Source organism: Roseivirga thermotolerans, from assembly GCF_014653175.1.
Taxonomy (GTDB): domain Bacteria; phylum Bacteroidota; class Bacteroidia; order Cytophagales; family Cyclobacteriaceae; genus Roseivirga; species Roseivirga thermotolerans.
Window position 1 is genome coordinate 784342 of record NZ_BNAG01000002.1, and the last position, 16715, is coordinate 801056.

Consider the following 16715-nt stretch of genomic DNA (forward strand, 5'->3'; position numbering starts at 1 on the left):
CGAAAATAGGAAGAGTATCTCGCTAAACAATTATATTCGTTGCAATGCAGCACAAGAAGTTCTTTAGTGCAAGACATTACCAGTGGTTTGTAGTAACCGCCAATCTGGTAATGATTGCGGTTTGGTTTCTGGCCAACAATGGCCTGGCTTTCTGGGACGATTTTACTTACCTAAATTTTGCCAGGCAAATCAATGAAGGTTCGTTTGAGCTGGGCACTAATCACTTTACCAGCAGGGTGGCTTTGCTTTATCCAACGGCTTGGGTTATTGAGCTATTGGGTATTAATGAATGGACCATTACGCTGTACCCTTTGCTTTGTGGTTTAATCATTCTCAACCTTACGCTATGGCTGGGGCATTTGTATCACCACTGGTTGGGTGTTTTAGCAGCGACAATTCTTGTATGTGACTATCATATTATCACCTTTATTACACACCTTTTTCCTGAAATGCCCATGGCACTGTTCATTTTTATGGCTTTGGTGGCCTATGACAGGGTGAACAGACGGGAGGGAGATCACAGACTAGCTGCGCTGATTACTGCAACTGCTTTATTTCTGGCCTATCTTACCAAAATGACGGTGATTTTGATTGTGCCGCTATTCTTGTACCTCTTTTTCAACGATTATAAAAGAAGACAGACCAATAAGAGCTACTGGATGATTACCCTTGTTTTGCTGATCTTTTTTGTAGTAGCCAATGGGTTTTGGTATCAGGAGGTATATGGAGACTTTTTTTATCGCTTCAAAAACATTTCGAACAATCACGAGGCTTCGGCTAAGACCTTCTTCGATAAAGATAACCTCACCCTGCTCAAACGGCTGACCTATTTACCATTACTGGGATTTTTAAGAGGAGGTTTTTTTGTGCCGCTCCTTTTTTGTTTGCCGGCATTACTCACTACTCGGAGGAAACACTGGAGGTTGGAAAGTCCGGAGCATTTGTGGAGGGTTTCTGTCATTATGATTTTAGTTACCTGGTGGTTTATGAGTACCAACTGGAGGTATTATAGCCCCATGCCGGTAGACACCCGGCACATTACATTTCTTATTCCGCTTATGCTGATGGCTGGAGGCTTCTACTGGATTGAGACCCACCTGCTAAGTGCTATTCGTTACACGAGAGCCAAATTTCTTTTGGCGATTCTTTTGGTTATTCCGGCCTATAAAGTCAGTAGTTCAGGGGAAAGGAATTTTAGAGAATTAAAAGAGGCGGTGGAGCACAACCTGCGTCCGGAAACAGGGAGAGTTCGGGTCTTTACTGACGGACTGACTTCTTATGGGTATCCTTATTTCTACAATTTTCAGGCAACTGACCATAATTATGTTTGGTTTTCTGAGTTGAATGGCTCTGCTCCATTGGCAGGAGACTACTTGTTGCTTAACCCGGCCTTTTTGAATGATCGCTACCATGACCATGAAAACCTGGAAGCACTAAAGGTGATGGCGCGCGAAAGCGGGTTGGAATTGAAACCGCTAAGGAATGGTAAGGTGCAGCTTTGGCGTTGGGTAGAGGAGTAAAAAAAGAAACTGCTTTAAACAGGCCTGATTTCGGCACTGCCTAAAGCAGTTTTTATACGTTCAAGGTTGTTTTTAACCTATTTTTTTCAATTGTGTTTCGCCAGCTTTCATGATGGCGTATTCTTTCCATTGCTCAAATTCATCGTTGCTCAGCACCTTTTCGGCTGCACCGGCATCGGGCGGAATAAAGGTGAACTCGGATTCCCACCATTTTTGAGCATACTCTCGCGCCTGATTTTTGTCTATTTCAAATTGGTTGACCTGACCGTCTCCAACCAACCAGGGTTTTTCCTGAGAGCTGTATTTTTGAAAAATCATGGTACGCATTTTTGTACCCATCTCGTCTTTGCGCTCAAAGTGCGCTTTGGAGTAAGCCAGAGTTTCCGGCTCTACCATTTTGTTATCCCAAAACCGTTTTGATTTGATGATTTGAGAGGAGGTAAGCAAGTAACCTTCTCCGAACTCAAGAAGCGAGCCTTCAAGGTCGCACGAACGAACCGGTTTCTTTTTTTTCTTACCGAAACTGAATAATCCCATTGTTGTAATATTTGAGTTTTATAACCTTTTGCAATATGCAAAGAAATTTGCAAATGCGGTTTCTAATTTTTTGAATACGTGTCGGACACAGGCCTGCTCAAAAAATATTATTGAGCGGATTTAAGACGCTCTATAAGGTCGATATATTGTGTCATGGCCTCTTCTTTACTCATGCCTTCCAGCTTTTTCCAGGCGTTGTATTTGGCAGCGGCCTTAAAGTCAAAGCCTCCCGGAGGGTCCTCCGTATTGTTGCCTTGAGTGGCTTGTTTGTAGAGACTGTATATTTTTAGCAGGTCTTCGTTAGAAGGTCTCTCGCTTAAATTATTTGCCGATTTTGCAGCATTTTCGAAGTTTTCTTGTAAGCTCATCTGAAATTTTAACTATATCTTGATGCGAATCTAGAAAACATTTCTTTTTGGCCTAATGAAACTCCGAGTACTTTGCCTGACCCTGATTGTGATTTTAATGAGCCAGCAACCAATGTTTGGCCAGGAGAGTTACAGCAGATTCTATCAGGCGGGACCGGTGGCTAAATTGCTTACGGCAAAAATGACGCTGGATAATAGCGAGATAGATCTGGCGGAAGGAGGTTCTGAGATAGGCTATCAGTTTGGTTTTTTCTTTCGGGCCAATGTAGAAAATGTATACGTACAACCGTCCGTGCTGCTTTCAAAAATCAAAACCCAATTGGTGTTTCTCAATTATGACAATGTGCCCAATTTTAATCCGAGAGCCGATTTTGAATTCAATACGCTGGAACTTCCTGTAGACATTGGCTATCGAATAGGTAATTTACGTCTGCAAATGGGACCCTCTTTCAGTATTCTGCTTTCGGGCCATCGCTCATTCTTAAATGAGATAGAGAAGGTGAGCGATAGCTACAACCGAACCAGCATGATGTGGCATTTTGGACTTGGGGGCGATTTTGACCGCGTAATGATTGATATCAATTACGAGTTTGGTTTAAGCAAAACCGGGGAGAGCCTTGGGCGTTTGTTGGGGCGCGAGTTCATTCCAAAGCAAAGGCAATGGGTGATTAGCGTAGGCCTCAATTTTCTTAATGATTATTGACTCAGCGTATTGGCGTAGCCGGAGTATAAAAAAAACCGGAAATAGCGGGGGATAGAGTCGCTATTTCCGGCTTAACGTAAGTGTCTACACTTTACCTGGCGGGTTTCAACCAGTAATCGCGTAGTTTAAGCTGTTCTTCCGATGGGTTTTCCGTAAACTGAAGTCCCAGCGGTATTTGAACTTCTACTTGCTGATTTTTGGCAGAAAGCTTCACTTCTTTGCCTTCTCCGTCTACTTCTCTCCAAACCGTCATGGTGAAGGTTTCTAAACCCGGTATTTTTTGCACCTGAGCGCCTAAGAAGGCATTAAGCTCGGGGCCATAGGCCGGAAACTTATCGCCATTCATGGCAAGAATTATGTCGCCTTTCTTAAGCCCTAAAGCATTGGCCAGAGCATCGTTGGCGGCTTCATTACCAATAGCCAAACGCTGCTCACCCTTGTGTTGCACCAGAGTAATATTGTTTTGGTTAATGGCAAAAGAGTGTTGTTTGGTAGTGCCATTGTCAATAACATCTACCCCCACTTTAGCGAAAATTTCTTTGTAGGGTAGAGGGGTGGTTCCGCTCACATAGGTAGTGAGGAAGTTGCGGATTTCCGGATAGGTGAGGTCAACTATTTCATCGAAAAGCTCTTCATCTTTAAATGATTTGCTAGGACCGTATTTCTTGGAGAGGTCGGCCATCATATTCTGTACTCCATAAGCACCGTCTGATAGTTCGCGCAAGCGAATGTCCAATGCTGCTCCAATGAGTGCGCCTTTCTGGTATACGTTGTAATACTGGTCGGCATGCTCATCGAGAGCACCAAGGCTCAGTTCGGTAAAGGGAAGTTCATCTTTGAACTGCTGTGAGATAATAATTTTCTCCTGTAGCATTTGTAGGTATTGCTCTGGAGTTACAAGGCCATATTTCACTTGTACACTACCGGCAAAATACTCGGTCATGCCTTCGTACAACCACAGGTGTCTCGACATTTTCGGGTTGTTGAAGTCGAAACTTCCAATCTCCTCAGAGTGGATATTGAGTGGCGTAACGATATGAAAAAACTCATGAGCCGCGAAGTCGCGCAGCTGTTGCTGCATTTGCTCTATGGTTTGCTCAGGCATATAATACACAGAGCTATACGAATGCTCCAGGGCTCCGTAAGAAGTTACGGGCTGATCGGTAAAGTAGAACAAAAACGCATATTTGTCTACTGGTAGTTTTCCACCCAGAAATTCGTTTTGAGCACTAAGCACCTCTCGAATGCTCTCGGCAATTTGAGCAGCCGTTATGCGCTTGTTGGGGGAGTAGCTGGCAATCAATACGTCCGTATTGGCTACTTTAATAATGGCCGTATCGGCCTTGCTATACATAAGTGGTGAGTCTACCAGCCGATCGTAGTCTTCCACTTTGAACTGGTCAACAGCCAGATCTTGGTGATTAGCTTCGGGGCTGAGCTTACCGATTAGTGGAGGGTTACTTTCGGCCTTAAGTCCGGTAGCTCCATAAAACTCTTTGGAGCGAATGAAGTTCAATTCGAACTCTTCTTTCTTCATTCCTTCAAAGTAGCCGAAGAAGCCCGAGGTGTTGATAATAAAGTTTTTACCTTCTTCTATGTTGGTACCGGCAGGTTGAAAGATATCTGGGCCGGGTTTGTCAGTATCGTAGGTATCTTCTACCATGTAGGTGATTTTGCGTAGCTTTTTCGCATTGCTAATCTTCCACGAGTTATCGTCCAAACGTTCCACTTCCATTAGTTTGCCCTTTTTATCATAGGCTTTTAAGTCGGACACCATGCGGCCATAGTCGGCAATGGCATAGGTGCCGGGGATAATTTTGGGCATATAGAAGATAATTTCCTTCTCCTTTATTTTTGGTGTTTCCAGCTCTACAAATACTTTGTCGTCAGCCACCCGGGTTAGGTCTACGGTATATTTATAGGGGTCAGCTGCAAATACACTGGTGCTTAAGAGCAGTGCCAGCAGCACAAATTTTAGTTGCTTCATTCTAGATTAGTTTTGGTAATACAGATTGGACGTCAAATAAACAGGATTGTTATGAATGCGATGTTAACAAACGCAAAAAATATTCTCTAGGCCGATGTTGCCTATTTAATGGGGGCTGAGGCTCTGGTAGGAAAATGAAGGGTGAAAACGGTGCCTGTATGAGGCGAAGTATCTAAGGTTAGCTGCCCTTTGTGAAGCCTCATAATTTGTCGGGATAGGGACAGGCCAATGCCGGAGCCTCCTTCTTTGGTGGAGTAGAACGGAACAAAGATGTTTTCCAATACCTCATCGGGAATTCCGGGGCCGTTATCGGCAATTTTCAGAAGTAGTTCGCCTGCTAGTGGTTCGGTAGATATGGTGATTACGGGCGACCTTGAGGCATTGAGGGCTTCTATGGCGTTTTTAATGAGGTTAATAATTACCTGCTCAACAAGGTCGGAATCGGCCTGAATCACTCCGGTGAGATTAGGAGTTTCTACGGTGATTTGCCTTGTTTTAAATTCTGATTCAAAAAGCTTTAGTGTATTGTTTATCAGTGTTTTAATGTTTGTTTGTGCTATTTTTGGTTTAGGTATTTTTGTAAGCCGGTCGTAGGTAGAAACAAAGTGGGCCAATCCTTTGCTACGGCTTTCGATGGTTTCAATTCCACCAATTACATCCTTTATTAATTCATCATCTAGTCTGGAAATGTCTTTGCTTCCGTTCTCTGTTTTCAACATTTGCAAAAGTACTTCAGAAAGGGTGCTGATAGGGATTACCGAGTTTTTGATTTCATGGGTGAGCACACGAATGAGTTTTTGCCAGCTTTCAATTTCCTGGGCATCGAGCTCACTTTTTATGTCTTGAAAAGACACCAGTTTAAAGTTTTCTTCTTTTAAGCGAAACTCTGTAGCCAAAACCGATAGGTGATAGAGCTGACCATTGAGTTGAGCTTTGATAAGAGCCTTTTCGCCATGATTCATTTGGACTATGGTGGTGGCAATGGTAGGTGCAATGCTTTCTATGCCTTTTATCGAAGTAATCTGCTTTTTGCCGAACAACTGCTGTGCTGCGCGATTGTAGAGCTTTATTTTAAGGTCTTTGTCGTAGCAAACTACGGCCACGCGAACGTGTTCTACAATGGTTTGCAAATAGAGCAGATTGGAGGCTTTTTCCTGGCTTAGCTCCTTCAATACTTCGTTAATCTCATGGAAGGCATAATTGAGGTCGCTTTTTTTCTTGAAGTGATAGGTGTTGGTGAAATCGCCCTGTTTGATAGAAAGTAGAAATTGTGCGAGTTCGCGTTTCGATCGTTCTATGTATCGGATCAGACTAACTAATACCAGCAGCCATGACAGAATAAGCCAGAAGGAGACAAGCCAAAAGTGGGTTGAAGTGAGTACATAAATGGAGGAATAACCCAGAGCAAGGAGTAATAGTATTCGAGCGATAATGTGCCAGCGAAAGTACTTGTACTCCATTATCGGGCATTTTTATTGACATAAAACACGAGCAATCGCATTTCTGTGTCTAGCATATTTTTGCAGCCCCAACGAATACCGAAGTTAATATTCATCAATGCCCCTTTCTTGTAGGTATAAATGGAAGTTGCTGCTTTATAGCCCTGCAGTTCAGTTTCCAGGCTTATGGGGTCGTTGGTGCCAAACACGTAACTTTCTTTTTGATCGCGCACATCGAAGTACATATAGCAGTCTGTTTTGGCCAGCAGGTACATGCGTACGGTGGTCTGATCGTCTATGCGTAGTTGGGTGGTTGTTGAGTTGTCAATGCCCTTGAGTGTGAACTTATAAGTGCCCCAATAGGCCCAGTCGTTGGTTTCGTCTTTCAATTGGGCTTCCCGAATCGTTTTGGCCACATCATCGATCGATTGTTGGGCATAAGCAGTGCTTACGGCCAATAGTAAGCTTAATATGAAAAAAACACGCATCTATGATTGGTCGAAAATTCTAAAATAGTGAGAAATGGCGAAAGATGTGGGGCTGCTCAGGTGAAAAGAAGGCCATGCGAGAATTATGGGTTTGCAGATGCCTCTCAGAGTTTGTATTTCTCCATTTTTCGATAGAGCGTGCTACGGCCTACTCCCAGGGCTTTGGCAGCCTGTGTAAGGTTGCCATCGGCATTGCGGATGGCGTTTTGTATGGCCTGCTTTTCCATTTCTTCCATGTTGAAAGTGTCAGTGGCAATTACATTTTGATTGGGCCTTTCTACCAGCAAGAAATCTTCCGGAGCAAGGAGGGGAGAATTAGACATTATAATGGCACGCTCTATGGCATGCTGTAGTTCGCGTACGTTGCCGGGCCAGGAGTAGGCTTTGAGTTTGTTTATGGTGGTTTCATTGAGCCTCATTTTCTCCTTCTTATACTTTTTGCCATAGATTTTGAGAAAATGTCTGGCGAGGGGTTCTATATCCTCTATTCGCTCTCTAAGTGGGGGGAGTTTAATTTCAACTGTGTTGATACGATATAGGAGGTCTTGTCTAAACTCTTTTTCGCTGGCCATTTCATAGAGAGGCATATTGGTGGCGCAAATGAGCCTGGTATCTAGAGGAATAGCTTTATTAGAACCTACCCGGGTAACTTGCTTAAACTGCAGTGTGGTAAGCAATTTGGCCTGCATGGCTAGCGAAAGATTACCAATTTCATCTAGAAACAAGGTGCCATGGTTTGCCATTTCAAAACGGCCGGGTCGGTTTTCATGTGCATCGGTAAAGGCTCCTTTTACATGACCAAAGAGTTCCGATTGAAAGAGCGATTCGGTAACGGCCCCTAGGTCTACCTTTATAAAGTTTTCGTCAACACGCGGAGAGCTGTTATGAATGGCCCTGGCTACTAGTTCTTTTCCGGTACCGTTTTCGCCCAGAATGAGCACATTGGCATCGGTAGCTGCTACTTTTTTAATGGCTTCAAAAACAGGTTTCATGGCAGGGCTTACCGAAACTATTTCTTCATAAGCCTTGTGCTGATCTCGTACTACAATTTTTTGGCTGGCCTTAAGGTTTTCGAGTTGCTTTTTGGTTTTACTCAATTCGTAAATAGCTGTAACGGTTGCCAAAAGTTTTTCCTTTTGCCAGGGCTTTACCAAAAAATCTACAGCACCTTCTTTCATGGCTTCCACGGCAATATCTATATCTCCATAGGCTGTGTTCATGAGCACATGCGCGTCAGGGTCTTTCGCCAGAACTTTGCGCAAGAGTTTAATCCCTTCTTTACCGCTGGTAAGGCCATAAGAGAAGTTCATGTCTAAAACAATTACATCGTATTTTTCCTGATTCAGCAGAAAGTCCAGTTTTAGCGGATCTTTCTCAGTAACTACGGTTTCGAAATGCTGCTTGAGAATCATCTTGGCGGTGTATAAAACACCCTGGTCATCGTCAAGAACCAGTATTTTACCATCAATTTTAGACATGCGAAAGGGGGTAATTGTGGGTCTGATGGCGAATCTATAAATTGTATCATTATGAGACAAGCGAACGTTTCACATTGAAACAAATTAATTGATTAACGGCTAGTTGATTTTTGTAAGTATCTGATAATAAGTATTTTGAAAATATGGCATAACACTGGCTAATCAAATGGCATGTTTAAATACGCTCTCAAACTGAATATCAGGCAACTCTCACGACATAAGGCGCTGATGGGCATTCAGGTGGCTGGCCTGGTAGTGGGGTTTACCACACTGCTTTTGGCTGCCTATTACCTGAGTTATGAAACAGGGTTTGACAAGTTTCATAAAGAGGGCGACCGACTATATCGTTTGTTACTTGTTGAAGAAGGAGATGGAGCGGTAGTCACCAGTCCCAATTTATACCCGGCACTGGAGACTGTTCTGGAAGAGGAGTATCCTCAATTAGAGTCTGTGGCGAAGGTTATGTATTCGCCCGGGGGTGGGGGTATTCTCACCTCATTTACCAATGACGAACGTCAAGTCTTACGTGATGATATTAATGCCATTTCTTTGGCACCGGATTTTTTCGATATTTTCTCACTTCCCATTCGGCAAGGCGATATTTCTAGACTGTCGGAGCCGTTTACTGCCATGATTTCTTCAACCCTGGCACAAGAGATTTATGGGCATACAGATGTGGTGGGAAAAGAGTTTACAGACGATGATGGGCACTCTTACCAAATAGTGGGCGTCTTTGACCCATGGGAGAAGCAAAGTCATTTTTCTTTCGAGCTTATCAAATCATATGAGAGTATTGGTGCTCGTCATGGTGTAGATTTTCACCAGAATTCCTGGTCATGGGCCAGAATGAAGTTCTATATAAAATTAGCGGCCGGGGTAAAGGAAGAAAAGGTTTCAGAGGCACTCAAAACTGCTTTGAGCAAGTTCAATCCAATCACTTCTGTTGGTGATTCTCAATACATTCAAATACAGAATGTTAAGGATATTTATTTATACTCAGACTTTAATAATAATGGCTGGCTTCAAAAAGCAAATAGTCGCTTACTGGCCGTGGCGGTTGTGGCGGTGATAATTCTTATAGTGTCATGGGTAAACGCCATTAACATATCTGTGGCTTTGGCCCTGGAAAAAATAAGAGCTCAGGGAATTCAGAAAACTCTTGGACTTAGTTCTACCCAATTATTCTTGCAACGGGCTATTGGCCATTTATTTATCCATACAATTGCGGTATTAATGGCTCTTACCTGCTTTCAGCTACTGAAACCATGGCTTAACGAACTGGCTCAAATACCTTCATCATTTCGCTTTGATTTTTCTACTCTTTCTCTTTTGCTCTTACTTTGGATTATGGGACTGCTGATGATTACTTTAAGCTCCAGCATGTTGGTCTCGCGGGTTTCTATTGGCAATGCCCTCAAAGACAAGCTAAGCCAACAAGTAACTTCTGCCGGTTTAGTATCGAAGGGCCTGGGTACCTTTCAGTTGATTATATCCTTGAGTTTTTTGCTTGCTGTTTCAGTGGTATGGAAGCAAACGCGTCATTTAGAATTAACTGATAGAGGAATTGCCACGGACAACATTCTGGTGGTAAAAGGTCCCCGTGCTTTTGACTATGAAAGCTTTTCTGAACGCCCGGATATAATAAAAGCTGAGTGGATGAATATTCCGGGTGTGCTGAAGGTGGCTTCCTCTTATGCTATTCCGGGAAGTCACATATCAACTTACGGTATTCGGCCGGTGGGCCAACCAGAGCATAGCAATTTGCCAATTGCCGAGCATCAGGTAGATCATAACTTTTTGAGCCTATATGGCCATGGGCTTTTAGCTGGTCGTTTCTTCTCAAACGACTATCCGGCCGATGATCATGGCGTTGTTTTAACAGCTTCTGCCACCAGGTTACTCTTTCCGGAACTGCCTTTTGAGACAGTTTTGGGCCGAAAAATAACCAGTCCTGAAGAGGAGTATCAGCGAACAATTATTGGTATCGTAGCCGATTACCATCAATTAGGGCCTGGCGAACCCTATTTGCCAACAGCATTTGTTTTAGATAGCGAGAGCCGGGGTTTTTATTCCATTGCTTACCAAACTCAAGATTTATCGATTCTTGAAGCTTCAATTAAAAGTCGTTTCAATGAACTGTTCAAGGGCAACGTCTACCATAGTTTCTATTTAAGTGACTACTATGACCAGCTCTTTGCGCGAGAAACTCAGGCCATAGAGTTGCTTGGCCTGCTTACTGTGGTTGCTTTAATTCTTTCTGTAAGCGGAATTTGTAGCGTACTATTGCTTTCACTTCAACACCGATTAAAAGAGTTGAGCATCCGTAAAGTTCTGGGGGCTAGTCGTACTCAGTTGTACGCGGTGGTATCAAAGACTCATTTTTGGCAGTTGGTTTTGGCAGTACTTTTAATAGTGCCTGTTACTTATTGGTATTTGAGTCAATGGCTCAATCAATATGCCGTGCGAATAGATATAAGTTGGTTGGATATCTTACGACCAATAGTGTTTACTGCATGTTTGCTTTTGCTGGCTATTTACTTTACGATAAGCAAAACACTCAGCGCAAACCCCTCTGAGGTATTGAATAAGGAATAAAATAAAAGGGAACAGAATAACTCAAAATGGCTCCAAGCCACAAAAGAACTTAGTATGCTCAAAAACTATATCACATCAACATTTAGGTCATTCCGGAAGAATAGAGCCTTTGCGCTTATCAATATTCTCGGATTATCCTTAGGTCTTACGGCTTCTATTTTCGTACTGCAATACGCTTTTTTTCAACTAAGCTTCGACAAGCACAATAGTAAATCCGATAGAATTTTCAGGGTGATCAATGAGCGTTTTGAAGGCGACAGACTCATACAGCGCGGACAAATCACCTATTCGGCTGTTGGGCCTCAGTTGGCCGCAGACTATCCGGAAGTGGTCAATCATACCACCGTCAACACCTTTGTAGATAATGTCTTTTTATATGACAACCACCCCACACCGGTAAGTGCTTTGTTACTGGCCGAACCGAGCTACGCGGAGATGTTCGATCTTGGAGTGTTGGCCGGAAACCCGGAAACTATGCTCAGTGGAAAGTACCAGTTGGTACTCACGGAGTCTATGGCCCAAAAGGTTTTTCAGAAAGCCGAGGCCAACTGGGCCGACTATTTGGGCACTACTGTGCTCATGGGATCCAGTCGGCAGCAGTGGCAACTTACGGCAGTAATTGCCGACCCGCCTGCCAACTCAAGCCTTCAGTATGAGGCCATTCTTTCGCGCGAAACCGTATTTAGCCTGTGGGGTGAATCGGCACGATACAGCTGGACCGGATCAGACTATTTTCACTACATAGAGTTAGCCGAGGGAGTGGACCCTCGCGCGTTTGAACAGAAGCTGCAAGAGTTTTCGGATAAATACTTCAGAGGCGATGAGGTGACAGGAAACTTTGAAAAGTTTCATCTACAATCCTTAGAAGATATTTACCTCTATTCAGACTATGAGTATGAAATTCATAAAACAGCCGATGGCCGCATGGTTTGGATTCTCATTTTGGTGGCCGTATTTATAATGCTCATGGCTTGGGTAAACTATGTGAACCTTACTACCTCACGATCATTGCAACGGGCCAAGGAGGTGGGTATTCGAAAGGTAGCCGGGGCCAGCAGAGCTCAACTCATACGCCAGTATCTTACCGAATCTATCTTGCTCAACCTCATAGCCTTTACACTCGCTGTTACGCTCGGTCAGGCTCTGCAGGTATCTTTCAACAACCTGATTGAAGAACAGCTGTCGCTTATAAGTTTTGGTGCCATGCAAATGGGGGGGCTGCCGGTAGCCGTATGGATGCTGATCATTCTGCTCATTGGGTCGTTGTGTTCCGGTTTATATCCGGCTTTTGTGCTTTCCTCTTTCAAGCCATCCCAAACCTTAAAAGGTGACTATGGCAAAAGTGCGCAAGGCCAGGTATTGCGCAAGTCGCTGGTTACCTTTCAGTTTATACTTTCTACTGCACTTATTGCCGGCACATACTTGGTGGTAAAGCAAACCAAGTATATGAAAAATCAAGATTTGGGGGTAAACCTGGAGCAAGTGTTAACGGTAGAAGGACCTTCTATTACAAGCCTCGATACCACTTTTGTTACCCACATCCATGCCTTTCTCGATGCCCTGCAACAAAACCCCAATGTGATTAGTGCCGGTACTTCTCAAAATGTGTTTGGTAGCCGCTTACCAAGAACCTTTGATGTGAAAAAGCTGGGAGATGCCGATGGTCACATGCTCAACCGCATGGCCGCCAACTATGGCTTTTTCAATGTTTATGAAATTGAAATGCTGGCTGGCCGAGGTTTTAGAAAAACCGATCATAACCGTGAGTTTGATCTTATAAACAATGCCATTCTCAATGAGAAAGCAGCTAAAATACTTGGGTTCCAGTCAGCCCAAGAGGCGTTGAATCAAAAGATTTTCTTCTTTGGAAAAGAGTGGAATGTAGTAGGTATTACCAGTAATTTCCATCATCGTTCACTCAAGGAATCTATAGAGCCTTTGCTTATACTGCCATTCTACGATGGTGGCGGAGATACTTATCACATTCGGTTGGGCGGCAACAACATAAAAGAAACCATCGCCCATATTGAAAGCACCTATAACGACTTTTTCCCGGGCGATATTTTTGAGTACGCCTTTATGGATACCCGCTTCAATAACCTATACAAGTCAGACGTGAAGTTTGGCAAGGTATTCAACTTATTCTCACTTTTGGCTATCTCCATTGCCTGCCTGGGGCTGTTTGGACTGGTAGGCTATACTGCCATTCAAAAGACCAAAGAAATAGGCATACGTAAAGTATTGGGAGCTTCGGTGGCCGATATACTTCGGCTTTTATCCAAAGAGTTTATGGTGTTGATTCTGCTGGCCAATGCGCTGGGACTGCCATTGGTATACTGGGGTGCCGAAAACTGGCTCGCCCGATACGAGTATCAAACACCCATTGGGATTATGTTTTTTGTGCTACCTGTAGCTGCGGTGCTGCTTATTTCTGCAATCATTATAGCCAGTCAAACGCTAAAAACCGCCCGACTCAATCCTGTTCAATCGCTTCGTCAGGAGTAACACCTAAACCATGCGGAGTAAAAATATACATATACCGATGGGGCAGAGGCAGGCTTTTCCTTCAAAATACACCGACCCTGCCCACTTGGTCCGGTCATATTAAGTCAAGCATAACTCATTTCATTATGGTCAAGAACAACATTATTTATGCCTTAAGACATTTCAGAAATCAAAAGATTTTTGCTGGAATAAACGTATTGGGGTTTTCCATGTCTATGGTGGCCTGCTTTCTCATCTTTAGCTACGTAAGGTTTGAGAAGAGTTATGATAACTATCATACGGATGCTGAACGTCTGTACAGAATTTTTAGGGTAGAAGAAGGTGAGGCCTGGAATGATGGTGTAGCCTCTGTCTTTCCCGGCATGACACCGGCCATTCGAGAGCGGGTACCCGAAGTCGAACATATTGGTAGGCTAATTCACCATGACAAGATATTCTCCAGCTTTGCCCTAACCCACTATTTTTCAGAGGGTACAGGCAGAACTTTCAACATAGACAAAGGCTTTTTTGCAGACAAAGATCTTTTATGGGTGTTTGAACACCGTTGGGTGGAAGGGAATGCTCAACAGGCTATGAACTCGCCCGAATCAGTAATTATTTCCAGATCGCTCAAAGAGAAGTTTTTTGGAGAAGATGCGGCTCTGGGTAAAACCTTACAGTTTAAAAACATGGGAATTAATTATAGCATTTCTGGGGTGTTTGAAGACATTCCTGAGAATTCACATGTTAGCTATGAGATTTTATTACCCATAGCCAGCTTGCCTAAAGAGTGGAACCTGGACGGTGATTTCGGATGGGGTAATTTCTACACCTACATGAAGCTGGCAGAGTCTTCAGACCAAGCAACGGTGGAGCAAAAAATTAATTCAGCTTTTGAAGGTACGGAAGGAGAGTGGTTTGCTGAAGTGGGTGTGAAATTCGGGCTGCAGAACATCAGAGATATTCATTTAACCTCGCATCATGCCTTTGAGCTGGAGGCTAATGGGAATACCACAACCATTGCCTTTCTCGCACTAATAGGGGTGTTTATAATGGTTATGGCTTGGGTAAATTATGTAAACCTGAGTAGTTCAAAGCTTCTGGATCGTGCCAGAGAAGCAGGGGTTAGAAAGGTATTGGGTGGCCTTCGGAGTCAGTTGGTAATGCAGCACCTCACCGAAACCTTACTCATAAATGTGTGTGCCATGGTGGTGGCACTCACCGTGTTGCAGTTGGCCAATACTTGGTTTGAATCATTATTGGGAATACCTCTTACTCCATTCGATAAGTCTCAGATTGGAGTTACTCTACTATTCATGATGTTGTTTACGCTTGGGTCTGTAGCCTTTGGTAGTTATCCGGCCTGGTTATATGCAGGGCAGAAGATTTCTGTGGTACTTAAAGGACGTTCAAAAAACTCGTTGTCCGGACTGCGGTTACGAAGAGTGCTCACTGTATTTCAGTACATAGTAGCCGTTGTACTTTTAATCGCTACGTTAGTGGTGCGCCAGCAACTCAATTTTATGCAAAATCAGTCGCTCGGCTTTTCTATGGACAACCGCTTAGCCGTAAAGAAACCCTTTGTGCCTGAGCAGGAGAGAGAAACTTTGAGAGGCAACTTTATAAACACGCTCAATGAATTGCCAGGCGTACAAGGAGTTACACAAACCACCGAAGTTCCCGGGTATGAAATAACCCGAATGAGAAGCGTGGCTTCAGGGCCGGGAGAAGATGCTCCTTCCGCATACCTGAAAGAAATAGCAGTAGACGAACATTATTTCGATGTGTTGGGGATTCCGATACTCCATGGGCGTCATTTCAGGCCCAATCGGGCAGATTCAGAAGGAATTATTCTAAGCTTAAAAGCGGCCCAGAAATTATTTAGTATGGAAAATCCATCGGCCAAGGTAGGGCAGCGGATTTATTATGAGGGGAGCCCGTATACTTTGGTCGGAATAGCAGGTGATGTAAATCAAATGTCCTTGAAGCAAGATTCTGAACCATTCATCTATACCAATCACAATCGGGTTAAGTATTTTTTAATTCAGTTGAATACCCCGGTGAGCAGTGCCCTAATGGATAGTCTTGAAGAAGCATTCGATACCAGTTTTGAGGCCAGCCACTTCGATTACTTTTTTCTGGATACCTTCTTTGACAGACAGTATAAGGCCGATCGTTTGTTCGGACAGATTTTCGAGCTTTTTTCCTTACTGGCTATAGTGGTTACCTCGCTTGGGCTTTTTGGCTTGTCTTTGTATAATGTGACCCAACGTTCCAAAGAGTTGAGCATCAGAAAAGTACTTGGGGCAGGGGCCAGGCATATTTTTGTACTACTAACCAAAGAGTACGGTCAGCTGCTATTGATTGCTTCTATAATTTCCTTGCCAATTGGTTATCTTTTTTCAAACCAATGGCTCGATGGTTTTGCGTATCGTACCAGTGTTTCTGCGACTTCCTTTGTGTTGCCCGTGATATTGATATTTGTTCTGTCGATTGCAACGGTTAGTTACCAGATTATGAAAGCGGTGGTGGCCAACCCTGCGAATACTTTAAGAGATGAATAATGGCAAGAGGCTGTATCTAACGTCCGGTTACAGGCAAGGGCTTAGCCTGAACTGAGAACTTCGATACAACCTCTTTTTGTCAACCAAAACAAACTAAGCCAACTTAATCGCGGCTACCACCACGCCTTTGCATCGGTGGGTTTTCCTTTTTCCAGGCCTCGTACTTGGTCCACTGGGCCTCTGTGAAAATTTCTTTGAGTTTCTTGTCAAGGGCCTTTTGGTTTTCTTCCATGGCGCTGCGCATGCCCTCTCGGTCTCCTGAGGCCATCAGTTCGCGCATTTTCTCGCGCATTGTGTTTTGATTTTCTAGCAATACATCATAGGTTTTTTTGTATTGCTCATCGGAAAGACCAAACTTTTCCTGCCAGTCTTGAGCACGCTCTTTGGCTACAGTTTCGGGGCTCATTCGGCCACCGCCCTGGCCTCCCTGACCGCGCTGACCACCACGTTGTCCGCCTCCACCACCTTGGGCGTAGGCTGCTGTCAGGCCAAAAGCCACCAGCATGGTAAATAAGAGTGATAACTTTCTCATGAATTGAAATTTGGTGGTTA

General features: G+C 43.8%; 12 protein-coding genes. 5 read left to right on the forward strand and 7 right to left on the reverse strand.

The annotated features are described in order from the left end of the window. The first annotated feature begins 44 nt into the window (after positions 1-44). Positions 45-1520: an ArnT family glycosyltransferase gene (locus IE164_RS09350; protein ID WP_189629949.1), complete on the forward strand. Its 1476-nt coding sequence runs from the start codon at positions 45-47 to the stop codon at positions 1518-1520. Positions 1521-1592: 72 nt separating this feature from the next. Here IE164_RS09350 and IE164_RS09355 read toward each other — a convergent pair whose 3' ends face one another. Next, positions 1593-2057 carry a hypothetical protein gene (locus IE164_RS09355; RefSeq protein ID WP_189629950.1) on the reverse strand — a complete coding sequence of 155 codons (465 nt, stop codon included), beginning with the start codon at positions 2055-2057 and terminating at the stop codon, positions 1593-1595. Between the two features lie 107 nt (positions 2058-2164). Continuing rightward, positions 2165-2425, reverse strand: coding sequence for an acyl-CoA-binding protein (locus IE164_RS09360; RefSeq protein WP_189629951.1), 261 nt, complete (start codon positions 2423-2425; stop codon positions 2165-2167). A 97-nt stretch (positions 2426-2522) separates the two neighbouring features. Here IE164_RS09360 and IE164_RS09365 point away from each other — a divergent pair, with 97 nt between their 5' ends. Next, positions 2523-3128 carry an outer membrane beta-barrel protein gene (locus tag IE164_RS09365; protein WP_229838602.1) on the forward strand — a complete coding sequence of 202 codons (606 nt, stop codon included), beginning with the start codon at positions 2523-2525 and terminating at the stop codon, positions 3126-3128. Positions 3129-3219: 91 nt separating this feature from the next. Here IE164_RS09365 and IE164_RS09370 read toward each other — a convergent pair whose 3' ends face one another. The 4 genes from IE164_RS09370 to IE164_RS09385 form a co-directional block, all read right to left on the reverse strand. After that, positions 3220-5115, reverse strand: a complete 1896-nt coding sequence (locus IE164_RS09370; RefSeq protein WP_189629953.1) for a M61 family metallopeptidase — start codon at positions 5113-5115, stop codon at positions 3220-3222. Between the two features lie 101 nt (positions 5116-5216). Further along, a complete protein-coding gene (locus tag IE164_RS09375; protein WP_189629954.1) occupies positions 5217-6575 on the reverse strand; it encodes a sensor histidine kinase in 1359 nt (452 codons plus the stop codon). Further along, a complete protein-coding gene (locus tag IE164_RS09380; protein WP_189629955.1) occupies positions 6575-7042 on the reverse strand; it encodes a hypothetical protein in 468 nt (155 codons plus the stop codon). Before IE164_RS09380 ends, IE164_RS09375 begins: the two co-directional genes overlap by 1 nt. A gap of 104 nt (positions 7043-7146) precedes the next feature. Next, positions 7147-8520 (reverse strand): sigma-54-dependent transcriptional regulator, encoded by a 1374-nt coding sequence (locus IE164_RS09385; RefSeq protein ID WP_189629956.1) that lies wholly within the window; start codon positions 8518-8520, stop codon positions 7147-7149. 171 nt (positions 8521-8691) lie between these two features. On the opposite strand from IE164_RS09385, the gene IE164_RS09390 reads away from it, so the two are divergent. The 3 genes from IE164_RS09390 to IE164_RS09400 all read left to right on the forward strand — a co-directional run bounded on the left by IE164_RS09390 (position 8692) and on the right by IE164_RS09400 (position 16163). Then, positions 8692-11115, forward strand: coding sequence for an ABC transporter permease (locus IE164_RS09390; protein WP_189629957.1), 2424 nt, complete (start codon positions 8692-8694; stop codon positions 11113-11115). Positions 11116-11169: 54 nt separating this feature from the next. Then, positions 11170-13620 (forward strand): ABC transporter permease, encoded by a 2451-nt coding sequence (locus IE164_RS09395; RefSeq protein ID WP_189629958.1) that lies wholly within the window; start codon positions 11170-11172, stop codon positions 13618-13620. A gap of 125 nt (positions 13621-13745) precedes the next feature. Further along, on the forward strand, positions 13746-16163 hold the full coding sequence (locus tag IE164_RS09400) for an ABC transporter permease (protein ID WP_189629959.1): 2418 nt from the start codon (positions 13746-13748) through the stop codon (positions 16161-16163). Between the two features lie 103 nt (positions 16164-16266). Here IE164_RS09400 and IE164_RS09405 read toward each other — a convergent pair whose 3' ends face one another. Then, the gene (locus IE164_RS09405; protein WP_189629960.1) at positions 16267-16695 is read right to left on the reverse strand and encodes a DUF4890 domain-containing protein; all 429 of its coding nucleotides are present in this window, start codon (positions 16693-16695) and stop codon (positions 16267-16269) included. Positions 16696-16715: the final 20 nt, after the last annotated feature.